Source organism: Occultella aeris, from assembly GCF_902703175.1.
Taxonomy (GTDB): Bacteria; Actinomycetota; Actinomycetes; order Actinomycetales; family Beutenbergiaceae; genus Occultella; species Occultella aeris.
This window is the reverse complement of sequence record NZ_CACRYJ010000053.1, coordinates 61,673-84,162: the sequence shown is the minus strand read 5'-3', so window position 1 is coordinate 84,162 and position 22,490 is coordinate 61,673. Positions and strand designations below refer to the sequence as shown.

Below are 22,490 nucleotides of genomic sequence, written 5' to 3'. Positions count from 1 at the left end.
CACGGCCCCGGGTTTTGGTCAACGGGCCCCGCTCGGGTAGAGTTCCTCGCCGGTACGACGTTCACGTTTCGGGTGCGATTCAGTTGCATCCGGGCCGGACGTTATACCCCCATGGGGTATGGTGTAATTGGCAGCACGACTGGTTCTGGTCCAGTTAGTCTAGGTTCGAGTCCTGGTACCCCAGCGGTAGGCATGGCAGGCGCTCCTCGGAGCTTCCGCTATGATCTTCCAGTGCACGGCCCCGTCGTCTAGTGGCCTAGGACGCCGCCCTCTCACGGCGGTAGCGCCGGTTCGAATCCGGTCGGGGCTACAAACCGAAGGCCCCCGCTCACCGAGCGGGGGCCTTCGTCGTGTGTCCCAACGTCCGCCTCCCGCGACCCGGGTTAGGCTCGTGCCGGCCCACGACGAGGAGAGCGACATGGCGGCAGGTTCGGTGCGGTTCGACCGAAAGATCGGGATCGGGCTGAGCCTCGCGCTACTCGCCGGCGGGCTCGCCGCCTGTACCGACACCGACCCCGACGGCGGGGACGACTCCCTCCCGCCGCAGGAGGCCGCCGCGCTGGCCGTGGCGCAGGCGCTGACCGCCGGGAGCTACGACGATGCGCCGCTGAGTACCGAGGACCGTGCCGTGGCCATCGCGGACACCGAGGCCGTGCTCGGCGCGCTCGCGGAGATCCCAAGGACAGTCGAGGTGTCCTGGGTGAGCAGCGTCTACGACGAGGGCGATGGCCGGGCCGCCGACGCCGCGCTCGGTTGGACGTGGGACATCGAGGGGACCGAGACCGACTGGTCCTTCCCCGTCTCGGTCCACCTGGTCGAGACCGACGACACCTGGACCGCCACCTGGCAGCGCGACCTGCTCGGTGCCGACCTCGGCGAGACCGGCGTCTACGACGTCACCCGCAGCCAGCCCGCCCGGGGTGACGTGCTCGGCGCCGGGGACGCCGTGATCGTGACGAACCGGAACGTCTTCCGGATCGGGATCGACAAGACATTCATCGGTGCCGAGCAGTGGGGGCCCGCCGCGCTCGCCCTCGCCGAGGCGGTCGGGCTGTCCGACCCACAGGCCTACGCGGACCGGGTCCTCGCGGCCGGGCCGCGGGCGTACCTGGAGGCGGCGGTCGTGGCCCAGGAGAACCCGGGCAGCATCGACCTGGAGGCCGTACGAGCGCTGCCCGGGGTGAACATGCTCTCCGGGGAACGCCAGCTCGGCCCGACATCGGGGTTCGCTGGTCCGATCCTCGGCCGGGTGGGGGAGGCCACCGCCGAGATCATCGCGGACTCCGACGGCGTGATCGTCGAGGGGGACATGGTCGGCAGGTCCGGCCTGCAGCGCGACTATGACGAGCAGCTACGCGGCGTCCGCGGCACACTCATCTCGATCGTCGACGGTGAGGCGGTCACGGAGGTGTACGCCACCGACGCGGTCCAGGGCACCGCCCTGTCCACCACGTTCGACCCGGATCTGCAGATCCTGGCCGAGTCGATCCTCGCCCCGGTCACCAGCGCCAGCGCGCTCGTCGCGATCCGGCCATCCACCGGCGAGATCCTCGCCGCCGCCAGTGGTCCCGGCGGGGAGGGACTTTCGACGGCGACCGTCGGCCAGTACGCCCCGGGGTCGACCTTCAAGATCGTCACCCTGCTCGCGCTGCTGCGCTCGGGGCTGAACCTCGACGACACGGTGCACTGCACCGAGACCGTCACCGTGGACGGCCGCGAGTTCTCCAACTATCCGGGCTACCCGGCCGACGCGCTCGGCGACATCAGCTTGGAGACGGCGATCGCACAGTCCTGCAACACCGCCCTGATCGCCGAGCACCAGCGGATCAGTGCCGCCGACCTGGCCTCTGCGGCCGCTTCCCTGGGCCTGACCGCGACGCCCGAACTGGGCTTTCCGTACTTCCTTGGCTCGGTGCCCACCGACGCGGCCGGCACGCTGCACGCGGCCGATCTGATCGGCCAGGGTCAGGTGCTCGCCTCACCGCTGGCGATGGCGACCGTCGCAGCCTCCGTGGCTGCCGGCGCGCGAGTCGAGCCGTACCTGCTGAACCTGCCCGAGGGTGACCCGCCGGCCGAGGGCGCCGACGGGGCCACCGACGATGCGGCAGCGACCGACGACGCGAGCGATGAGGCAGGTGCCACTGACGACGCGAGCGACGAGGCAGGTGCCACTGACGACGCGAGCGACGAGGCAGGCGCGACCGACGATGACGATGCCTCGGATGACGCTCCCGAGAGCGAGATCGTGCCCCTCACGAACGAGGAGGCGGCGCAGCTACGCGTGGCCATGCGCGCCGTCGTCACCTACGGCACGGCGACCATGCTCGCGACCCTGCCCGGCGAGGTCGGCGCCAAGAGTGGCACTGCCGAGTTCGGCGATGCCGACCAGACGCACGCCTGGATGATCGCCTACCAGGGTGATCTCGCCGTCGCCGCGTTCGTCGAGGTCGGCGACTATGGCGCGGCCACGTCCGGGCCGCTCGTCCACTCGTTCCTCGAGGGCGCTCAGGCCTGACGCCCCTGCCCACACACCCGGGCGTCTTCCTCCCGTCCCCGGCCGGGTGCTCGAGCGCGCGGTTGTCACGTTCCAACGCGGCGCACACCGTGGGCCAGCGCGCGGTCGGCGGCGACCGGTGAGGGGTCGTGAGGGAGGGGTGGGCCAGGGGTTGCTCAGCTCTCCTCGGTGGCGCGCAGCACGTCGGTGAGCCGGTTCGCGGCGGCCATCACGGCGTTCGCGTGCACGCGGCCGGGCTGACGGGTCATCCGCTCGATCGGTCCGGAGACCGAGACGGCGGCGATCACCCGGCCGGACGGGCCGCGCACCGGTGCGGAGACCGACGCGACGCCGACCTCGCGCTCGCTGACGCTCTGCGCCCAGCCACGCCGGCGCACGCCGGACAGGATCGTCGCGGTGAACTTCGCGCCGTGCAGGCCGCGGTGCAGGCGGTCCGGCTCCTCCCAGGCGAGCAGGACCTGCGCAGCCGAACCGGCCATCATCGACAGGGTCGCGCCGACCGGGATCGAGTCACGCAGACCCATCTGCTTCTCCGCCGCGGCGACGCAGATGCGCTGGTCGCCCTGGCGGCGGAACAACTGGGCGCTCTCACCGGTGTGGTCACGCAGGGCGAGCAGCACGGAGCCCGCGGCGGCGAGCAGCCGGTCCTCACCGGCCGCCGAGGCGAGCTCGGCCAGCCGCGGCCCGAGCACGAACCGGCCCTGCATGTCACGGGAGACGAGGCGGTGGTGTTCGAGCGCCACCGCGAGGCGGTGCGCCGTGGGGCGGGCGAGATGGGTCGCCGCCACCAACTGGGCCAGGGTCGCGGGGCCTGCCTCGAGAGCACCCAGGACGATGGCCGCCTTGTCAAGAACGCCGACTCCGCTAGAGTTGTCCATAGGTCGATATTGCCGTCTCGCACCGTGAGACGCAAGTCCGGATGGCAACACAGCCCCAAACCCACGGGGTTGCAGAACGAAGAAGGTGACGTGACATGGCCGGAACTCTGGCTGAAAAGGTGTGGCAGGACCACGTGGTCCGCAAGGGCGCGGACGGCGTTCCGGACCTGCTCTACATCGATCTGCACCTGGTCCACGAGGTGACCAGTCCGCAGGCTTTCGAGGGACTCCGCCTCGCCGGCCGGACGGTCCGCCGCCCGGATCTGACGCTCGCCACCGAGGATCACAACACCCCCACGCTGGACATCGACCTGCCGATCGCGGATCTGACCAGCCGCACCCAGATCGACACCCTGCGCAACAACGCCAAGGAGTTCGGCATCCGGCTGCACTCACTCGGCGACGCGGACCAGGGCATCGTGCACCAGGTCGGCCCGCAGCTCGGCCTGACGATGCCGGGCCTGACGGTCGTCTGTGGGGACTCCCACACCTCCACGCACGGCGCGTTCGGCGCGCTCGCGTTCGGGATCGGCACCAGCGAGGTCGAGCACGTGCTGGCCACCCAGACGCTCCCGCTGGCTCCGTTCAAGACGATGGCGATCACGGTCGACGGCGACCTGCCGCCCGGTGCGACGTCGAAGGACATCATCCTGGCGATCATCGCCAAGATCGGCACCGGTGGCGGACAGGGCTATGTGCTCGAGTACCGCGGCGACGCGATCCGCAGGCTCTCCATGGAGGCGCGGATGACGATCTGCAACATGTCGATCGAGGCGGGTGCGCGGGCCGGCATGATCGCGCCGGACCAGACCACGTTCGACTACCTCGAGGGTCGCCCGCACGCGCCCGAGGGCGCGGACTGGGACACCGCCGTCGAGTACTGGAAGACGCTGCGCTCCGACGACGACGCGACCTTCGACGCCGAGGTGGTGCTCAAGGCGTCCGACCTCGAGCCGTTCATCACCTGGGGCACGAACCCGGGCCAGGGCCTGCCGCTGTCCGCGAACGTGCCGGTCCCCGAGGAGATCGGCGACGACAACGAGCGCACCACCGCCGAGCGGGCCATCGAGTACATGGGCCTGGTGCCGGGCACGCCGCTGCGCGACATCCACGTGGACACCGTGTTCATCGGTTCCTGCACGAACGGGCGGATCGAGGACCTGCGCTCGGTGGCGAAGGTCGTCAAGGGCCGCAAGAAGGCCGACGACGTCCGAGTCCTGGTGGTGCCCGCCTCCGCGCGGGTTCGCCTGCAGGCCGAGGCCGAGGGCCTGGACCGGATCTTCCTCGACTTCGGCGCCGAGTGGCGCAATGCCGGCTGCTCGATGTGCCTGGGCATGAACCCGGACCAGCTCAAGCCGGGGGAGCGGGCCGCGTCCACCTCGAACCGGAACTTCGAAGGTCGCCAGGGCAAGGGCGGGCGCACCCACCTGGTGTCCCCGCTGGTGGCCGCCGCGACCGCGATCCGCGGCACGCTGTCCTCGCTCGCGGACCTCGACCTGGGTGAGGAGACCGACCTGACGTCCTTCGACGGCACGCCGCTCGCCCCGCTCGACCCGCGCCTGCAGGTCCAGGTCTGAGCCACCCCGACGAGACGAAGGAACCAGCCATGGAGAAGTTCACCACTCACACCGGCGTCGGGGTGCCGCTGCGCCGCAACAACGTCGACACCGACCAGATCATCCCGGCCGTCTACCTCAAGCGGGTCACCCGCACCGGGTTCGAGGACGCGCTGTTCGCCGCCTGGCGAGGCGATGAGTCGTTCGTGCTGAACCAGGAGGCCTACTCCTCCGGTTCCGTGCTCGTCGCCGGCGCGGACTTCGGCACCGGGTCTTCGCGGGAGCACGCCGTCTGGGCCCTCAAGGACTACGGCTTCAAGGCCGTGCTGGCGCCCCGGTTCGCGGACATCTTCCGTGGGAACTCCGGCAAGCAGGGTCTGCTCGCGGCGCAGGTCGCCCAGGAGGACATCGAGCTCATCTGGAAGATCCTGGAGTCCGAGCCGGGCACCGAGGTGACCGTCGACCTCGAGGCGCGCACCGTGATCTGCGGGGACGTCATCGCCCAGTTCCAGATCGACGACTACACCCGCTGGCGCCTGATGGAGGGCCTGGACGACATCGGGCTCACCCTCGAGCACGAGTCCGAGATCTCCGATTTCGAGGCGCAGCGCCAGCCGTGGCGGCCGAAGACGCTCCCGGCCAAGCACCTGCCGGCCGTCGAGATCGAGGCCGCCCGGCCCATCGGCTGACTCACCGGGTGTGGAAGGTCCCGCTCATATCGCATGACGTGAGCGGGACCTTCCGCGTCGGCGTGCCCGAGCGCGTTCAGATGTCGCGGTAGCGCAGGGCCAGGTAGCCGACGCCGAGACCCGCGCCGGCCCACCCGGCCAGCACCGCCAGGGCAGTCGCCCAGCCATACGGGTCGGCGGCGTTCGTCACCAGGACTCCGGCCGCCGTGCCGGGCAGGTACTTCACCAGGTCGGTGAGCCAGTCCTGGCCGAAGATCGGCAGCACGCTGCTGAGGGCGTACAGGACCACGAACATGGTCAGGATGGTGCCGGCCGTGCTCCGCAGCGCCGCGGCTATACCGAGCACGAACACGCTCGTCAGGGCCAGCGAGGCTGCGGTGCCGAGCACGGCGTGCCCGAGCTGCGGACCCGTGAAGGTGCCGTACTCGGCCGCGGCCGCAGCGGCGGTGAGCGTGCCGAGGAGGACCAGTGCGGAACCGATGACCACCGACATCGCCGCGAGCACGACGGACTTCGCGATCAGCACGCGGCCGCGGCCCGGGACGCTCAGCAGCGTGGTCCGGATCGAGCCGCTCGAGTACTCGGCGGTGAAGGCGAACACGGCCACGAGCAGCACCGCGACCTGGGTGAACGAGATCGTCTGCACGGCGAACAGCGGAGCCGGCGCCGCCGTCTCGAATCCGTTCTCTCCGCTCGCTCGTGCGGAGGCGCCGATCAGGAGCGTGCCGCCCAGGGTCAGCAGTGTGCCGGTCACGACCAACCACAGGGTCGAGCGGACACCGGTCAGCTTGGTCCACTCGAACGCGATCGCCGAACCCCAGCGATGCGCCCGTCCCCGCTCGGAGGGCGGTCCGAGCAGCCGGTTCGGGGTCGTCGTGGTGTGCGTGCTGCTCATGTGGGCTCCTTCGGCGACCCGACGGGTCTGCTCGTGTACTCCAGGTCCGCGCCGGTCAGGTCGAGGTAGGCCTCCTCGAGGGAGGGACGGCGGAACGAGAGTTCGTCCAACTGGTGACCGTGCTCGAAGGCAAGGGCGCCGATCTCCTCGAGGCCCTCGCCGGTCACGTGCAGGGCGGGATCCGCGCCGGTCGTGACCGACATCCCCGCTCGCTCGAGCACTGCCGCGAATGCCGGTGCCTGTGGTGTGCGGATGGTGGCGGCGCGGGCGCTTCGCTTCGCGAGGAGGGTGGTCATCGGCTCGTCCGCCACCAACCGGCCCCTGGTGATGATCACGAGGTGATCGGCGGTGTCCTGCATCTCCGAGAGCAGGTGGCTGGACACGAGCACGGTGCGGCCCTGCGCCGCGAGCGAGCGCATCAGCCCACGGATCCAGAGCACCCCGTCCGGGTCGAGGCCGTTCACCGGTTCGTCCAGGAGCAGGACCGCGGGATCGCCGAGGAGCGCGGCGGCGATCCCGAGGCGTTGCGTCATGCCGAGCGAGAAGGTGCCCAGCCGCTTGTTCCCGACCGCGCCGAGGCCGACGGTCTCGAGGACGGCGGGGACCCGGCCACGGGCCAGCCCGTTGCTCCGGGCGATGCCGAGGAGGTGGCTGCGGGCGGACTGCCCGGGGTGGCCTGCCCGGCCGTCGAGAACGGCTCCGACCGTTCGCAACGGGTCGACCAGGTCGACATACCGTCGACCCGTGATCCGCGCGCGGCCGGCGGTCGTCCGGTCGAGGCCCAGAACCATGCGCATGGTCGTCGATTTCCCGGCGCCATTCGGCCCCAGGAATCCCGTCACCTTTCCGGGCTGTATATTCACGGTCAGATTGTCGACCGCCTTCTTCGGTCCATAGGCCTTCGTGAGGCCATCCAATTCGATCATCTGAGTGTTCCGGTCATCATGGATCGAGATTAAGGAACACGCGACAGGCGTCGCCACGGCCGAACGTCAGCACCCCCACCTGACGAAGGTCAGGGGCGGCGGACCCGGGCCTCCGCCCAGCGACGGATGTCGGCCGCGGCGTTGCGGCTGTTAGCCTTTCCGGATGAGCGGCCAGCCAAGTGAGCGCCTCCTGGGCGTGGCGTTGGTGGTCGCGGCGGTGCTGCTTCCCCTCGGTACCGGCAATGCCGGCCTGCTCGTCGTTCCGGTCCTGATTGCGCTCGCCTTCTTCGTGGGTCGCAGAATGCACTCCCTGAGAATGGCGCTGATCGCATTCGGGATAGGCGCGCTCATCAATCTGTTCGCGACGTGGCTGCGGAGCCCCGACGCCTTTCTGTCCGAGTGGCTCGTGTCCGTCATCGCCCAGTTCGCCGGGCTCATCCTGCCGTGGTGGATCGGACGGTACTTGCGCCTGCGCGAGGAGCAGCGGCTGCGGCTGCGGGAGATCGTCTCGGACCAGGCCCGGCTGCGCGAGCGAGCACGGATCGCGCAGGAGGTGCATGACACGATCGGGCACGACCTCGCGATGATCGCCCTCGGCAGCGGCGCACTCGAACTGGCCCCGGACGCCCCGCCCCGCGTGCGGGAGGCGGCTGCCGAGGTGCGCTCCCGGGCCGTGGCCGCCACGGACCGGCTGCACACGGTCGTCGAGTTGCTGCGTGAGGACGGGACCGGCGCCTCGTACGTGCCGGGGCACGAGAGCGTCGACGACCTGGTCGCGCGTGCCGAGCGTGCCGGCGCACCGGTGCGGTTGCGACGGGTCGGCGAATTGCCGCCGTCCCTCGAGCGGGTCGCGCACCGAGTGGTGCAGGAGGCGCTCACGAACGCGGCCCGGCACGCGCCCGGCGCGGCCGTCAGGGTGACCATCGACGCGACCGAGGACCCGGTCTCGGTGTCGGTCGTCAACGAGCCCAGCACCGCACATCCGGTGGGTGAACCACCGTCGTCACGCGCAGGCCAGGGGCTGATCGGCCTGAGCGAGCGGGTCCGGCTCGCCGGGGGCCACCTCGACGCCGGCCCGCGCGCGGCAGGGTTCGAGGTGATCGCCCACGTTCCCCGGTCCACGCCACAGGGGACGCCGGCTCCGGAAGATGATCGGGCGACGGACCGGATCGTGGCACACGCCCGCCGCCAGGAACGGCGCCGCCAGTGGCAGACCGCGATGATCCCGCTGGCGCTCGCTTGCCTCCTGGCCGCGGCGCTACTGGTGCTGCAGGTACTCACCGTGCGCACCACCGGCCTCGCGCCGGCAGCGTTCAACCAGATCGAGACCGGTGATGAGCGCACGGAGATCGCCGACCTGCTCCCACCCCGCAGCATTCCGCTCGAGGGTGTGCCGGTGCCGATCCCACCGGCGCCCGAGCCGAGCGAGTGCGAGTTCTACCTCGCTCGCAGCCACGCCCTCGACCTCGGCTCGGACATCTTCCGGATCTGCTTCGACGAGGGTGTCGTGGTGGCCACCGACAGGCTCACCCCGGACGGCCCTCGATGACGGGCACCGACCCGGGTGGGATCGCCGCCGACCGAGCGGTCCGGGTGCTGATCGTCGATGACGAGGCCATGATCCGCGCGGGCATACGGGCGGTGCTGGCCTCGGATCCCACGATCGAGGTCGTCGACGAGGCCGCCGACGGGCGCGCCGCCGTCGACCTCACGCGTCGCAAGCGACCGGACGTGGTCCTGATGGACATCCGGATGCCGATGCTCGACGGGCTCATGGCCTGTCGCGAGATCGTCGGTCTCGGTCAGGACGCCCGGGTGGTGATGCTGACCACGTTCGGCGAGGACTCCTATATCGCCGACGCCCTTGAGGGCGGCGCGTCCGGCTTCCTGCTCAAGGCCTCCGACCCGCGCGAACTGGTGACGGCGGTGCACGCTGTCGCAGACGGCGCCGCGTACCTCTCGCCGCGCGTGGCCCGCCGGGTGATCGACCGATTCCGGATCGCAGGGGCACCGGCCGCGGCTGACGACCGGGCCCGGGTGGCGGTGCTCACCGAGCGCGAGAGGGACGTGCTGGCGCTCCTCGCGGCCGGCTCCTCGAACGCCCAGGTGGGTCGCGAGCTGCACCTGACGGAGGGGACCGTCAAGGGGTACGTCAGCGCGATCCTGGTGAAGCTCGGTGTGGAGAACCGGGTGCAGGCCGCGGTTCTCGCGCACCGCGCGGGTCTGGTAGCACCCACCTGATCCCGGCCCGGATGACACCGCCGCCGTGAGTTCCGATCGAGGGCGCTCACGCGCGGTTGCCGGGCGCATCCGGGCACACGTCGTACCCTTGATCGGTCGCCCGCCGCACGGTGGGAGTGAGGTCGGGGTTCCGACGTGAGGATGAGTGGATGAATCAGCTTCGGGTGCATGGCGGGTCGCCGCTGTCTGGCGAGATCACGGTCCGTGGGGCGAAGAACTTCGTCTCCAAGGCGATGGTCGCGGCGCTGCTGGGTGAAGAACCGAGTGAGCTGCGCAACATCCCGGACATCAGTGACGTCAACGTCGTCAGTGGCCTGCTCAAGCTGCACGGGGTGATTGTCGAGCGCGACGTCCAGGGCGGCGTGATCCGCCTCGACCCGCGCAATGTCGAGTCTGCGCACAAGGCGGACATCGACACCCACGCCGGTTCCAGCCGGATCCCGATCCTGCTCTGCGGTCCGCTCGTGCACCGTCTCGGTGAGGCGTTCATCCCCGACCTCGGCGGCTGCCGGATCGGGGACCGGCCGATCGACTACCACCTTGGCATCCTGCGCCAGTTCGGCGCCCAGGTGGACAAGCTGGACACCGGCATCCTGATCACCGCCCCGCGCGGGCTGCACGGCACCAAGGTCGAGCTCCCGTACCCGAGTGTCGGTGCCACCGAGCAACTGTTGCTCACGGCGGTCCGGGCCCAAGGTCTGACCGAGCTCCGCAACGCTGCCATCGAGCCCGAGATCATGGACCTGATCGCCGTGCTGCAGCGGATGGGCGCCATCATCTCCGTGGACACCGACCGGACCATCCGCGTGGAGGGGGTGGACCGCCTCGGCGGGTTCACCCACACCGCGCTGCCGGACCGGATCGAGGCGGCCTCGTGGGCCTCGGCTGCCCTCGCCACCCGCGGTGACGTGTACGTGCGCGGCGCCCGGCAGGCAGACATGATGACGTTCCTGAACACGTTCCGCAAGGTCGGCGGCGCGTTCGACATCGACGACGGCGGGATCCGGTTCCGCCACCCCGGCACCGACCTGAACTCGATCGTCCTGGAGACGGACGTGCACCCCGGGTTCATGACCGACTGGCAGCAGCCCCTCGTCGTCGCCCTGACCCAGGCGGCCGGCCTGTCGATCGTGCACGAGACGGTCTACGAGAAGCGGTTCGGGTTCACCGACGCCCTGGTCCGGATGGGTGCGACCATCCAGGTCTACCGGGAGTGCCTGGGCGGCCTGCAGTGCCGCTTCGGCCAGCGCAACTTCCTGCACTCCGCGGTGGTCTCCGGTCCGACCCCGCTGAGGGCCGCCGACATCGAGGTGCCGGACCTGCGCGGCGGCTTCTCCCACCTGATCGCGGCGCTTGCCGCCGAGGGCACCTCGCGAGTCCGGGGGATCGGGCTGATCAACCGCGGCTACGAGAACTTCACCGCCAAGCTCGAGGCACTCGGCGCGAAGGTCGAGACGGACTAGCAGCCGGAGTTCGCGTCCCCATCACGTACGGCGCCCACACCCGACGCGGCGCGAGCGCGACTCTGCGCCGGACAGCCCGTATGCGCCGCAGAACCACACCTTCGGACGCGACGGGGACCGGGCCTGGACACGAGCGTGCCGATGTGCGGCAGATGGGCCGGCTGCGCCGCGGAATGGCACTCTCGACGAGGGCCGGCTGTTTGGACCAGGAGCGGTTCAGCCTCATGCGGGCGCTGGACGTGCCAGACCGCGTGCCCAACCGGACTGGCAGGTGGATGCCAGCGGTTTCCCAGGGATCTCCCAGCCGGGTCGCGCACGGTAGGTCATGAGGCACCCACGGGTGCCGCGGGGTCGCCTGGACAACGACCTCGAGAGACCGTCACCCGGGACGTGATGCCCGGGTGGCCTGCGCGGCGCGACTTTCCCCCCGTGCCCGCGCGGGGCGCCGGTTCCCCTCCCCCGGGAGCCGGTGCCCCACTCATGACATTTCTCATGGTCCGGCGGTGCGTCCGGGCGCTCGGGTCGTGACGGCACGCACTGGGCCGGCGCCGGATCCGGCGGGAGTCTGGACCCATGGACTCCAACATCATCACGATCGACGGGCTGCGGCGCAGGTACCGCCCCTCCACCCCCGGCGCCCCGGCGTTCGAGGCCGTCCGGGGCGTGGACCTGCGGGTGCGGCGCGGCGAGCTGTTCGCCCTGCTCGGCACGAACGGCGCCGGCAAGACCTCACTGATGGAGGTCGTGGAGGGCATCGCGCCCGCCACCGACGGCCACGTGCGCGTGCTCGGGCACGACCCTTACGCAGCCCGGGCCAAGGTGCGCCCGCACATCGGGATCATGCTCCAGGAGGCGGGCTTCCCGTCCGACCTGCGGGTCGTCGAGATGGCCCGCACCTGGGCGGCCACCCTCCCGGCGCCGATGCCGCCGGAGGACGTGCTCGCCGCCGTCGGCCTCGCCCACCGTGCCGGCGTGGCGGTCAAGAGCCTGTCCGGCGGCGAGCGCCGCCGGCTCGACCTGGCGCTGGCCATCATGGGCAGACCACAGGTGCTGTTCCTGGACGAACCCACCACCGGGCTGGATCCGGAGAGCCGCCGGGACGCGTGGGACCTCGTGCGGTCCATGCTGGCCGACGGCGTGACGGTGGTCCTGACCACGCACTACCTCGAGGAGGCGGAGGACCTCGCCGACCGGATCGCCATCATGCACGAGGGTGTCGTGGTCGCCGAGGGCACGCCCGCCGAGATCGGCGCGGACGCCCCGGCCACCATCTCCTTCACCCTCGCCACCGGCCAACCGTTGCCGCCCCTGCACGGACGCGACTCCGCCAGCGAGTCTGCCCGGGGCGTCCGGCACCTGATCCGCACCCAGCGCCTGGAGGCGGATCTACGGATCCTGCTCGACTGGTCGCAGGCCCAGGACGTCACCCTGGACGGCTTGGACGCTCGGGCCGCATCGCTCGAGCAGGCCTTCCTGACGATCGCCGCCGGCGGCCGTCCCACCCACGATCTCTCGGAGGTCCCCGCATGAGTACCGCGACCACGGCCACCACCGCAGCCCGCCTCACCCCCGGCACGCTCGCCCGGACCCGGGCCCTGACCAGGATGGAGATCACGCTCCTCGGGCGCAACAAGACCACGCTCTTCAACGCGATCGCGCTCGCACCCCTGATGGTGCTGCTGCTGATGGGCGTCATCGGTGACCGCACCGATGGGGCCGGGGCCGGCGTGTTCAGCGGCACCCTGCTCACGACTCTGGTCGCGTTCGGCCTTCTGTTCGTGGCCTACTACAACCTCACCACCACCGCGGTCGCTCGCCGCGAGGAACTCACCCTGAAGCGGCTCACCTCCGGCACGTCCAGCCGCCTCGAGGTCCTCGTCGCGATGAGCATGCCGGCCCTCATCATCGTCCTGGCCCAGGCGGTGCTCGGCCTGGCCGCCGCTGTCGGCGTCATCGAGGTGCCGCCGCTGACCAACCCGATCCTCGTGGTGCTCGCCCTCGGCCTCGGCTTCGCCATGTTCGCCGGGCTGGGCTACGCCAGTTCCGGCCTCACCAAGACCGTCGAGGCGGCCCAGCTCACGACGTTGCCGGTGCTGATGGTGACCATGCTCTTCAGCGGGCTGACCCTCCCGCTCTCGCTGCTCCCGGAGCCGGCGCAGGTGATCGCCGAGGCGACCCCGCTGTTCCCGGTGGTCACCCTGCTGAACCTGGGCCTGACCGGCGTCACGCCCGACGGCGACCAGGTCGCCTTCGCGGGTTCGTTCGCCGAGGCCGTGGTGCCGTTGATCGTCCTGATCGCCTGGACCGCGCTCGGTGTCCTCGCGACCCGCCGGTGGATGCGCTGGGAACCGCGCCGGTGACTCGTGCCGGCCACCCGGTCGTCATGACCGCCGGTAGCGTGGGGACCGTGAACCGAGCCCCCAGGACGACCGGCGCCACCGGGCTGGCCGGCTGGTCCCGGGCCAGCGACCCACAGCGGTTCGAGACCTACAACCGCTGGACGCTGTACGTCATCCTCGCCTTCGAACCGTTCCTTGCGCTCGGTCTCCTGACCGGCGCCACCGAGTACACCAGCGCCGGCGCCCTGGCCTTCGCGCTGGTGTCGGTGGTGCACTGCGCCACCGCGATCGTGGCCACCCGTGCCACCCTGGAGGTCTACCTCGGCCGTGCCATGAGCGCCCGGCGGGAGCTGTGGTTCCTGACCGTGGCCACGATCGTCGCGGTCGTCGTCGCCTTCGCGTGGGCGGCCGGAGCGCGTGACCCCGACCCCATCGTGATAGGGAACGTGGCGGCCGTCGCACCGGTGGTGGCGATCCTCGCGCTCTCGCCGCTGCTGACCACCGGAAAGCTCATGCTGGCCACGCTGGCGGCGCCCGTGATCGCGGGCCTGGCCGCCCTGGTCGGCGGGGGCAACCCGGTTCAGGCGACCGTGCCGGTCATCACCACGGCGCTCATCGCCGCCGGAGCGGCTCTCTCGTTCCGGATCTCGGTCTGGATGATCGGGGTGGTCTGGGAGCAGGAGCAGCGCCGGGCGGTGGACGCCCGGCTCGCCGTCGCCGAGGAGCGATTGCGGTTCTCCCGCGACCTGCACGACGTGTTCGGGCGCACCCTGTCCACGGTCGCGGTGAAGAGCGAGCTCGCCGCCGAACTGGCCCGCCGCGGCGACGACCGGGCGCCTGACCAGATGCTCGAGGTCCGCCAGCTGGCCCAGGACGCGCTCCGGGAGGTCCGCGCCGTCGTGGAGGGCTACCGGGCCGCGGACCTGTCCACCGAGCTGGCCGGTGCGCGGGAGATCCTGCGCTCGGCCGGGGTGGACGTGCTCGTCGCCGGGGAGGACGCGGACCTCCCGGCGCAGGCGCAGGAGGCGCTCGCGTGGGTGGTCCGGGAGGCGGTCACGAACGTGGTCCGGCACGCGGACGCGAACCGGTGCGTGATCGAGCTGCGCGCCGGCGCCGGCGCCGCCACCCTGAGCATAGGCAACGACGGCGCCCGCACGGCCGCTGCCGCCCGGACCGGCTCCGGGCTGAACGGTCTGCGCGAACGGCTCGCGACCGTCGGCGGCACACTCGACGTACATCGGGACGGGGCCGAGTTCACGCTGACGGCCGCGGTGCCCCTCGATCCCGGAACCCCCGCGCCGGCCCTCACCACCGAACCGCCCCCTGGAGCCACCCCGTGACGATCCGGCTGCTGCTCGCCGACGACGAGAACCTCATCCGCGACGCCCTGGCCATGATGCTGGGCATGGAGGAGGACCTCGAGGTGATCGCGCAGGCAGCCTCGGGACCCGAGGCCGTGGCCGCCGCCACCCGGTTCACCCCGGACGTGGCCGTACTGGACCTGCAGATGCCCGGACTCGACGGCATCGAGGTCGCGCAGCGTCTCGCCGCCGACGTGCCCGGGTGCCGGTGCATCATCGTCACCAGTCACGGGCGGCCCGGGTACCTGAAGAAGGCGCTCGAGGCGGGCGTGCGCGGCTTCCTGCCGAAGACCGCGTCCGCGAAGGTGCTCGCGGACGTGATCCGGCAGGTGCACGACGGCGGCCGGTACGTCGATCCGGAGCTGGCCGCCGACGCCATCGCGGCGGGTGCGAGCCCACTGACGGCCCGCGAGGCCGACGTGCTCGAGCTCGCCGCCGACGGCGCCCCGGTGGAGGAGATCGCCGCCCGCGCGTCGCTCTCCCCGGGCACGGTGCGCAACTACCTGTCCGCAGCCGCGACCAAGCTGGGTGTCGGGAACCGGCACGAGGCCGCCCGACTGGCGCGCGCCCGGGGCTGGATCTAACCCGGTGGACCGGGCTGCGGGACCTGCTCGGCCAGCCGGGCCGGTGCTTGGATCCGGTAGGAGTCGGTGAGCATCTCGGCGAGCTCGTCCCAGTCGGTGCCCTCGTCGAGGAGCATGCCGACGACGTTGAGTCCCCAGTCCGTGCGGAAGTACGGCGGCCCCATGTGCTCCAGTGCGTACACCTCCTCCGGCTCGGCGCGGAACGTGATCCGGAACAGCCCGTCCTCGCCGCCGAACACGTGCGCGATGGTCGCCCCACCGACCCGCCACCGCATGCCCACCCAGGCCGACTCCAGGTGCGCGCGGGGAAGCCCCGCCATGATTCGGTCCAGTCGGTCGAGCCACTCGGCGGGCACGTCGGGTCGGTCTGCGGTCGCCACCGGACCAGCCTGGCACCGACCGCCGACATTCGCGCCCGGCCCGGCCACGGGACGCGGCGAGGCGGCCCACGGGACCGGGCTCCGCCGTCGGGCAGGCCATCGGCCCAGCCCCTACGATCGGTGCGTGACCCGACCCGCTGCGCCGACGTCCTACCGGGTCGCGGTCGTCATCGCGCGCCCGTTGGTGCGGGTGCTGACGAAGCCGACCCACCGCGGCACCGAACACCTGCCCGACGGCGGGTTCATCGCCGCCGCGAACCACGTCACGAACTTCGACCCACTGACCCTCCTGGACTTCCTCACGAAGGCCGGCTGCTACCCGAAGGTGCTCTCGAAGGCGTCCCTGTTCCGGGTGCCGCTGCTCGGCCCGCTGCTGCGCTCGGTCGGGTACATCCCGGTCCACCGCGGCACCGGTTCGGCCGCCGCGTCCCTGACCGCGGCCGCCTCGGCGCTCGCCGCGGGGGAGTGCGTGTCGGTGTTCCCCGAGGGCACCCTCACCCGGGACCCGGACCTGTGGCCGATGCGCGCGAAGACCGGGGTGGCCCGGATGGCCCTGACCACCGGCGTGCCCGTGGTGCCGATCGCGCAGTGGGGCGCGCACGAGGTGATGGCCCGGCACGCGTCGATGATCCGGCCGGTGCTGCGCCGCCCGGTACAGGTGGTCGCCGGGCCACCCGTCGACCTCCGCGACCTGGCCGGGCGCGCCGAGGACCCCGCGGCCGTGCGCGAGGCCACCGATCGCATCATGGCCGCGATCACCGCGCTGCTGGCCACCATTCGCGACGAGACCCCGCCCGCGGAGCCGTTCGTCTGGCGACCGGACCCGCAGGCGGGATTCGCGCAGTAGCCGCGCCGGCGCCGGATGTAAGCGGGACGTAAGCGAGGTCGGCGACGGTGGCGTCATGCCTCGATCACACCTGCCACTGACCAGCACCGTCGCCGTCGTGGCCGCTGCTGTGCTGGTGGCCGCAGCCGCCGAACCAGCCCGCGCCGACCAATGGCGGGCCGCCCAGTGGTACCTCGATCAGTTCGACATCACCGCCATGCATGAACTCACCACCGGTGAGGGGGTCACCATCGGGCTCATCGACTCCGGCACCGACGTGACCCACCCGGACCTGCAGGGTGTGCACATCACGGCGGGAATCGGGTTCGGCAACACCGCCGACCCGTTCATCGACACGCGCGACCACGGCACCTCGATGGCGGCTCTCGCGGTCGGTCAGGGGCATGGTCCCGACGGCACCGACGGCGTCCTCGGCATCGCCCCCGGCGCGGACCTGATCGTGATGAGTTTCGACTACGACGACGAGAACAAGCACGAGGTCGGCGAGTGGGAGGAGGAGGCGATCTACGCCCTCTTGGAACTGGGTGCGGACGTCATCACCACCTCGATCGGTGGCGTGTCCGGCAACAGCAGGGGTGTTCAGGACGCGATCGATGCCGCAATGGCTGCCGGGGTTCCGTTCATCGCCTCCGCCGGGAACAGCGAGACCTATGTGCTGCCGGGCTGCACCTCGGGTGACTGCGGTTTTGAGGACGCACCGACGGAGGACACCACGGTGGTCGTGGACGGGCTGACGTTCCCGGCCTGGTACGAGCACGTGATCCAAGCCTTCGGGTACACCGCCGAGCGCACCCGCTGGGAGAACTCGCCGAGTACCGAGGTCGGTGACCTGGCCATCTCCGCACCGGCGCACGACCTGGTCGCGGCCATGTCCGGCGGCGGATACAGCATCCAGAGTGGTACTTCGGGGGCGGCCCCGATCATCGCCGGCGTGTTCGCGCTGGTGCGGTCGCTGCACCCCGACGCCAACTGGGATCAGCTCGTGAACCTGGTGCTGAGCACCACGGACGACACCGGCGCGCCGGGCTATGACGAGGAGTTCGGTTGGGGTCAGATCAATCCGATGGCAGCCCTCACGTCGCCGCTGCCGGCCGCGGTCGACGGACCTGAGGAGCCGGGCCGACCCTCACCCACCGCGGCGCCGGTGGCCCTCGCACCGCCGGGTCCGCCGGCCGCGGTGCAGAACACGCTCAGCGTCGTCGTCCTCGCGATCCCGCTGGCTGCGCTCGCGGGCGCTGCCTGGTTGCTGCGACGTCGGCGCGCCCGCCAGGCCGCCGTCGCCAGGTAGGCGTCAGTCCGCGACGTGCTGGACGTCGATGACCACGCGGACCGGGTCGGTGAGCGCGAACACCCGGAACGGCGCGCCGACGCTGTCGATGCCGAGGACCGCCTGGGTCTCGCCCTCGAACGTGCCCGGCACGTTCACCTCCTCGACCTCCTCGCCCTCGGTCTCGAACTGGCTGGGGCCCTCCCAGAAGCCGGTCTCGCCCTCGTCCGGGTAGCGGGTGTTGGAGACGAAGATCTGCAGGTCGGCGTCGCCCTCGAGGTCGATCGGGTTGCCACTGCCCTCCTGGGCCGGGGCGTCGGTGTAGCTCGCGCGCCACCCTGGGGTGCCGGTGCCGACGAACTCCAGGACCACGCGGTCGAAGCCGTCGTGTTCGGCTGCGCGGACGTCGGTGAGCAGCAGGTCCGGCTCACCGGCGGGCTCGCCGGTGTCCTCGGTGGCGTCGGCCGGGAACGGCGGCGGGTCGTCGATGTCGTCGTCGGTGTGTCCGGTCTCGGGCGATCCGGTCTCGCTCGGGCTCGGTTCGGTGGCCGTCTCCGTGGCCGACGGCGTCTCTTCCGTGGTCGTGGCGGTGGGGGTCGGGTCGTCGTCGCCCGGGCCCGAGCTGCACCCGGCCAGGAGCGCGAGGGCCGCGCCGGCGGCCGCGAGGGTCAACAGGTGGCGGTTTCTCGTCATCGTGGCCTCCGGGGTCCGGTTCGTGATCTCACCCAGCGTACGTGGCGGCGACCGCCAGGGCCTGCTCCAGGTCAGCGAACAGGTCGTCGGCGTGTTCGATGCCGACGGAGAGCCGGAGCAGGTCCTCGGGCACGGTCGGTGCCTCGGCGCCGAGTCGACGGCGGCGCTCCAGTGAGGACTCGACCCCGCCGAGGCTCGTGGCCGGCACCCAGAGCCGAACCGCACGGGTGAGCGCATCCGCGCCCGCGGCCCCGCCGACCGGCCGCAGTGTCAGGATCGAGCCGAAGCCGCTCATCTGGATCGCAGCTCGCTCGTGCTGGGGGTGCGTGGTCAGGCCGGGGTAGGAGACCGCGACGACGTGCGGATGCCCGGACAGGCGCTCGGCGAGGTCCGCGGCCGTGGCCTGTGAGCGTTCGACGCGCAGGGCCAGGGTGCGCAGGCCGCGCAGCGCCAGCCACGCCTCGAACGGTCCCGCGATCGCACCGCCGAGGCTGCGCCGGTCGAGCAGGGCCGCGCGCAGCGCAGGGTCGTCGGTGACGGCAGCGCCGAGGACCACGTCGGAGTGGCCGGAGAGGTACTTCGTCACCGAGTGCACCACGACGTCCGCACCGTGGCTCAGCGGCTGCTGCCCGAGCGGGGTGGCGAACGTGTTGTCCACGAGCACCAAGCCGCCCACGTCGTGCGTGGCGGCCACCAGAGCGGGCAGGTCCGCGACCTCGAGCATCGGGTTCGTCGGGGTCTCGAGCCAGAGCACCGGGCCCGGCCGGCCGGCTGCGCCGGTGGGCAGCGCAGCGTCGGTGCCCTCGCCGGACAGGCGCCGGGCGGCGGCCCGCACGGCGGCGACCGCGGCGCCGGTTTCCTCGATGGCTACCTCGGTGACCCGCACCCCGGAGCGCGCGGTCAGGTCACGTGCGGCCACCAGGGAGGCGTGGTAGCCGTGCCGGGGGACGATCAGCTCGCCGCCGACCGGCACCAGGCTCAGCGCCGCGGTGACCGCCGCCATCCCGGATCCGAACAACAGCCCCGGCAGTTCGGCGCCCTCGAGCTTCGCGATGGCCTCCTCGAACGGCAGCCAGGTCTCGGTGCCGGAGCGGGCATAGATCAGGTCGCCCGGGCCGGGCTCCCCGGTGCTGATGTAGGTCGACGAGAGCACGACGGGCTGGTTGACCGGCGCCTGCTCGGTGCGCGGCGGCCGGCCCGCTGAGACGACCACCGTCTCGGGGTGCAGGCCCTCGGGGTGGGCGGTGGGCTCGGACGGGGTGGCGGATGCGTCGGTCACGCATTCAGCGTAGAACCATCACGGCCGCTCGCCGGTTCCGGGTCCGTCGCTGTTCGGTACCCGGACCGACCGACCCGGCCCGGACCAAACCCACCCGACCACCGACCGGCCCGGCGCCGCGGACCACGGCGCGCTCCGCCGTCGGGCCCTCGGTCCGCCTGTACCCTCGACGATGATGAACGAGCCCAACCCCCGCGTCCGCGTCGCCCTCGTGTTCGGCGGCCGCAGCGACGAACACGCCATCAGTTGCGCCACCGCGGCGGGCGTCCTCGCCGCGATCGATCGGGAGCGTTTCGACGTGGTCCCGATCGGGATCACCCGGGCCGGACAGTGGGTGATCGCCGCCGACGACCCGCAGCGGTGGGCGATCACCGAGGGGGTGGTGCCGGAGGTCGGCGCACTGGAGGCCGCCGGCGTCTCGATCCCGCTCGGCGACGAGCCACGCGACCTGGTGGTCTCGAACGCCGGGGAGGTCCCGGTCGCACTGAACGCCGTCGACGTGGTGCTGCCGCTGCTGCACGGACCGTTCGGTGAGGACGGCACGGTCCAGGGTCTGTTCGAGCTGGCCGGGCTGCCCTACGTGGGCTCCGGGGTCTTCGCCTCCGCCGCCGGCATGGACAAGCACTACATGAAGGTGGTGCTCGCCGCCGCCGGCCTCCCGGTGGGCCCCTACGAGGTGATCACGCCCCGGCAGTGGCGGGTCGACCGCGCCGATGCCCTCGAGCGTGTGGCCGGCCTCGGCTGGCCGGTCTTCGTGAAGCCGACCCGGGCCGGTTCCAGCATCGGGATCACCCGCGTCGACGGCCCCGAGGGGCTCGAGGCCGCGATCGCAGAGGCGCAGCGGCACGACCCGAAGGTGATCGTGGAGGCCGCGATCGACGGCCGGGAACTCGAGTGCGCGGTCCTCGAGGGCCGCGGCGACGATCCGCCCCGGACCACCCAGCCGGGGGAGATCGTGGTCACCGGTACCTCGCACGGCTTCTACGACTACGAGGCTAAGTACTTCGACGCCGACGGCGTGACGCTGGCGTGGCCCGCGGACGTGCCGACCGAGGTCGGCGAGCAGGTCCGCGAACTGGCCGCCACGACGTTCGAGGCGCTCGGGTGCGAGGGCCTGGGCCGGGTGGACTTCTTCTACACCCCGGCCGGGGACCTGATCGTCAACGAGATCAACACCATGCCCGGGTTCACGCCGTTCTCGATGTACCCGATGATGTGGCAGCGCTCCGGCGTCGAGTACCCGGACCTGATCACCGAGCTGATCGAGCTGGCCCTGGAGCGCCCCACCGGCCTGCGTTGAGAGGCGTCAGCGCTCGGGATCGAACAGGTCCTCGATCGCGACGCCGAACTCGTCGGCGAGCCGGAACGCCAGCGGGAGGCTGGGGTCGAAGCGCCCCTTCTCGATCGAGATGATCGTCTGCCGCGAGACGCCGAGGCGCTCCGCGAGCTCGGCCTGGGACCAGCCGCGTTCGGCACGGCGGTCGGGCAGGGAGTTGCGCACGGCTCAGCGCTCCCGGCGGGCGGTGAGGACGTACCGGATCGCGACGTCGCCCATGGCGAGCACCACGGCACCGAGGAGGAGGATCTCGGCGTCCGGGGAGCGGCCGGTGACCGAGACCACGGTCAGCGCGATCGCGAGCACGATGAGCAGATCCGTGAACGCGCCGGCGGCGGCCTTCTGCAGCCAGGTGTTCTCGACGTTGTCCTCGGCGTTGGGGTCCGGCGTCACGGTCTTCGGGCTCACGAACAGGAACCAGCCGAGTGCACCGGCCGGGCCGAGGGTGGCCGCGGTGAAGACCAGCCCGGTGACCAGCGGCGCCTCCGGGTTGAACACCGACGCCACCGCCCCGATGGCGGCCGCGACGACGAGCGCGAAGGCGATGGTGAGGGTCCAGCGAGCGAACATGGGGTCTCCCGACAGTGCGACGTGTGAAGCGTGCATGACGTCAAGTGTGCTTCACGCCGAGAGAGTGTGTCAAGCGACCTTTACAGGAGGTCCTCGGATCCGATGCAGGCGCGCGTCTGCGGGATCACCGAGACCGCGCCGTTGAGCGAGATGAGCACCGAGGTGGCGTCCTCTCCGGCGTACTCGACGGGCACCACGACCTCGACCGCCGGGGTCCGCCCGTAGGTGGTGAACGTCCACGAGCCCGAGTCCGAGCCGGTGTCGTCCTCGGCGAGCTCGGCGACCACCCAGTCGACGGTGGAGCCGTCCGCGGCCTCGGCCGTGATGCACCGATCGGTGGTCGGGCCCGGCGGGGTGACGCCGCACCGCAGGGTGATGGCCGGGTCGCCCCACGCGCGGGAGGCCTGCGACGTGGTGGATCGGCGGTCGGCGCCGGCCAGGGTGTCCGGGAGGGCGATCAGCACGTCCGCGCAGACCGGCTCGCTCGCGCTCGGAGCAGGCTCGACGGTCGCCGGGGTGGCGCACCCCGCGAGCAGCGCGGCACCGACCAGCGCCAGGGCCGCCGTCGCACCGGCATGGCGAGCAATGCGAGCGCCGCGACGGATACGGCGCGGTCCCGAACCGCTGCGTGGGAGGAAGGTCGAACTCACCCCCTCACGGTAGCCGCGTTC

At 71.7% G+C, this 22,490-nt stretch carries 22 protein-coding genes and 2 tRNA genes; 15 read left to right on the top strand and 9 right to left on the bottom strand.

Annotated elements, in window-relative coordinates; all coding sequences use genetic code 11:
• Nucleotides 1–112: 112 nt before the first annotated feature.
• The 3 genes from HALOF300_RS17870 (at nt 113) to HALOF300_RS17860 (ending at nt 2,515) form a co-directional block, all read left to right on the top strand.
• Nucleotides 113–184 (top strand) — tRNA-Gln (locus tag HALOF300_RS17870).
• Nucleotides 185–237: 53 nt separating this feature from the next.
• Nucleotides 238–310: transfer RNA gene (locus HALOF300_RS17865), tRNA-Glu, on the top strand.
• A 108-nt stretch (nt 311–418) separates the two neighbouring features.
• The gene (locus HALOF300_RS17860; protein WP_156742262.1) at nt 419–2,515 is read left to right on the top strand and encodes a penicillin-binding transpeptidase domain-containing protein; all 2,097 of its coding nucleotides are present in this window, start codon (nt 419–421) and stop codon (nt 2,513–2,515) included.
• A gap of 155 nt (nt 2,516–2,670) precedes the next feature.
• On the opposite strand, the gene HALOF300_RS17855 is transcribed toward HALOF300_RS17860, so the two are convergent.
• Nucleotides 2,671–3,393 (bottom strand): IclR family transcriptional regulator, encoded by a 723-nt coding sequence (locus tag HALOF300_RS17855; protein WP_156742261.1) that lies wholly within the window; start codon nt 3,391–3,393, stop codon nt 2,671–2,673.
• Nucleotides 3,394–3,488: 95 nt separating this feature from the next.
• On the opposite strand from HALOF300_RS17855, the gene leuC reads away from it, so the two are divergent.
• The gene (leuC, locus tag HALOF300_RS17850) at nt 3,489–4,970 is read left to right on the top strand and encodes a 3-isopropylmalate dehydratase large subunit (RefSeq protein WP_156742260.1); all 1,482 of its coding nucleotides are present in this window, start codon (nt 3,489–3,491) and stop codon (nt 4,968–4,970) included.
• A gap of 29 nt (nt 4,971–4,999) precedes the next feature.
• A complete protein-coding gene (gene leuD / locus HALOF300_RS17845; RefSeq protein WP_156742259.1) occupies nt 5,000–5,638 on the top strand; it encodes a 3-isopropylmalate dehydratase small subunit in 639 nt (212 codons plus the stop codon).
• 76 nt (nt 5,639–5,714) lie between these two features.
• Here leuD and HALOF300_RS17840 read toward each other — a convergent pair whose 3' ends face one another.
• On the bottom strand, nt 5,715–6,533 hold the full coding sequence (locus HALOF300_RS17840) for an ABC transporter (RefSeq protein ID WP_156742258.1): 819 nt from the start codon (nt 6,531–6,533) through the stop codon (nt 5,715–5,717).
• Entirely contained in the window at nt 6,530–7,459 is a 930-nt protein-coding gene (locus HALOF300_RS17835) for an ABC transporter ATP-binding protein (protein WP_156742257.1), read from the bottom strand. Before HALOF300_RS17835 ends, HALOF300_RS17840 begins: the two co-directional genes overlap by 4 nt.
• Nucleotides 7,460–7,622: 163 nt before the next feature.
• On the opposite strand from HALOF300_RS17835, the gene HALOF300_RS17830 reads away from it, so the two are divergent.
• The 7 genes from HALOF300_RS17830 (at nt 7,623) to HALOF300_RS17800 (ending at nt 15,447) form a co-directional block, all read left to right on the top strand.
• The gene (locus tag HALOF300_RS17830; RefSeq protein ID WP_156742256.1) at nt 7,623–9,008 is read left to right on the top strand and encodes a sensor histidine kinase; all 1,386 of its coding nucleotides are present in this window, start codon (nt 7,623–7,625) and stop codon (nt 9,006–9,008) included.
• A complete protein-coding gene (locus HALOF300_RS17825) occupies nt 9,005–9,700 on the top strand; it encodes a response regulator (protein WP_156742255.1) in 696 nt (231 codons plus the stop codon). Before HALOF300_RS17830 ends, HALOF300_RS17825 begins: the two co-directional genes overlap by 4 nt.
• Nucleotides 9,701–9,849: 149 nt before the next feature.
• The gene (gene murA / locus HALOF300_RS17820; protein WP_156742254.1) at nt 9,850–11,163 is read left to right on the top strand and encodes a UDP-N-acetylglucosamine 1-carboxyvinyltransferase; all 1,314 of its coding nucleotides are present in this window, start codon (nt 9,850–9,852) and stop codon (nt 11,161–11,163) included.
• A gap of 573 nt (nt 11,164–11,736) precedes the next feature.
• Complete coding sequence (locus tag HALOF300_RS17815) at nt 11,737–12,693, top strand: ABC transporter ATP-binding protein (RefSeq protein WP_156742253.1); 957 nt, start codon at nt 11,737–11,739, stop codon at nt 12,691–12,693.
• On the top strand, nt 12,690–13,523 hold the full coding sequence (locus HALOF300_RS17810; protein ID WP_156742252.1) for an ABC transporter permease: 834 nt from the start codon (nt 12,690–12,692) through the stop codon (nt 13,521–13,523). Before HALOF300_RS17815 ends, HALOF300_RS17810 begins: the two co-directional genes overlap by 4 nt.
• Nucleotides 13,524–13,570: 47 nt before the next feature.
• Nucleotides 13,571–14,842 (top strand): sensor histidine kinase, encoded by a 1,272-nt coding sequence (locus HALOF300_RS17805; protein WP_156742251.1) that lies wholly within the window; start codon nt 13,571–13,573, stop codon nt 14,840–14,842.
• Entirely contained in the window at nt 14,839–15,447 is a 609-nt protein-coding gene (locus HALOF300_RS17800) for a response regulator transcription factor (protein ID WP_269455309.1), read from the top strand. The genes HALOF300_RS17805 and HALOF300_RS17800 overlap by 4 nt, the downstream gene beginning before the upstream one ends.
• Here HALOF300_RS17800 and HALOF300_RS17795 read toward each other — a convergent pair.
• Complete coding sequence (locus HALOF300_RS17795) at nt 15,444–15,827, bottom strand: MmcQ/YjbR family DNA-binding protein (RefSeq protein ID WP_231955560.1); 384 nt, start codon at nt 15,825–15,827, stop codon at nt 15,444–15,446. The genes HALOF300_RS17800 and HALOF300_RS17795 overlap by 4 nt on opposite strands.
• Nucleotides 15,828–15,951: 124 nt before the next feature.
• On the opposite strand from HALOF300_RS17795, the gene HALOF300_RS17790 reads away from it, so the two are divergent.
• The gene (locus HALOF300_RS17790; protein WP_231955559.1) at nt 15,952–16,674 is read left to right on the top strand and encodes a lysophospholipid acyltransferase family protein; all 723 of its coding nucleotides are present in this window, start codon (nt 15,952–15,954) and stop codon (nt 16,672–16,674) included.
• 55 nt (nt 16,675–16,729) lie between these two features.
• Complete coding sequence (locus HALOF300_RS17785) at nt 16,730–17,962, top strand: S8 family serine peptidase (RefSeq protein WP_156742248.1); 1,233 nt, start codon at nt 16,730–16,732, stop codon at nt 17,960–17,962.
• Nucleotides 17,963–17,965: 3 nt separating this feature from the next.
• Here the strand turns inward: HALOF300_RS17785 and HALOF300_RS17780 are convergent, their stop codons facing one another.
• On the bottom strand, nt 17,966–18,634 hold the full coding sequence (locus HALOF300_RS17780; protein WP_156742247.1) for an AMIN-like domain-containing (lipo)protein: 669 nt from the start codon (nt 18,632–18,634) through the stop codon (nt 17,966–17,968).
• 28 nt (nt 18,635–18,662) lie between these two features.
• Complete coding sequence (locus HALOF300_RS17775) at nt 18,663–19,913, bottom strand: trans-sulfuration enzyme family protein (RefSeq protein ID WP_231955557.1); 1,251 nt, start codon at nt 19,911–19,913, stop codon at nt 18,663–18,665.
• Nucleotides 19,914–20,085: 172 nt separating this feature from the next.
• Here HALOF300_RS17775 and HALOF300_RS17770 point away from each other — a divergent pair, with 172 nt between their 5' ends.
• On the top strand, nt 20,086–21,213 hold the full coding sequence (locus HALOF300_RS17770; protein WP_156742246.1) for a D-alanine--D-alanine ligase family protein: 1,128 nt from the start codon (nt 20,086–20,088) through the stop codon (nt 21,211–21,213).
• A gap of 6 nt (nt 21,214–21,219) precedes the next feature.
• Here HALOF300_RS17770 and HALOF300_RS17765 read toward each other — a convergent pair whose 3' ends face one another.
• The 3 genes from HALOF300_RS17765 to HALOF300_RS17755 are packed head-to-tail and all read right to left on the bottom strand — an operon-like array spanning nt 21,220 to nt 22,469.
• Entirely contained in the window at nt 21,220–21,414 is a 195-nt protein-coding gene (locus tag HALOF300_RS17765; RefSeq protein ID WP_156742245.1) for a helix-turn-helix transcriptional regulator, read from the bottom strand.
• A 3-nt stretch (nt 21,415–21,417) separates the two neighbouring features.
• Nucleotides 21,418–21,855: a hypothetical protein gene (locus HALOF300_RS17760; protein WP_156742244.1), complete on the bottom strand. Its 438-nt coding sequence runs from the start codon at nt 21,853–21,855 to the stop codon at nt 21,418–21,420.
• Nucleotides 21,856–21,899: 44 nt separating this feature from the next.
• Nucleotides 21,900–22,469 (bottom strand): DUF3515 family protein, encoded by a 570-nt coding sequence (locus tag HALOF300_RS17755; RefSeq protein ID WP_231955556.1) that lies wholly within the window; start codon nt 22,467–22,469, stop codon nt 21,900–21,902.
• Nucleotides 22,470–22,490: the final 21 nt, after the last annotated feature.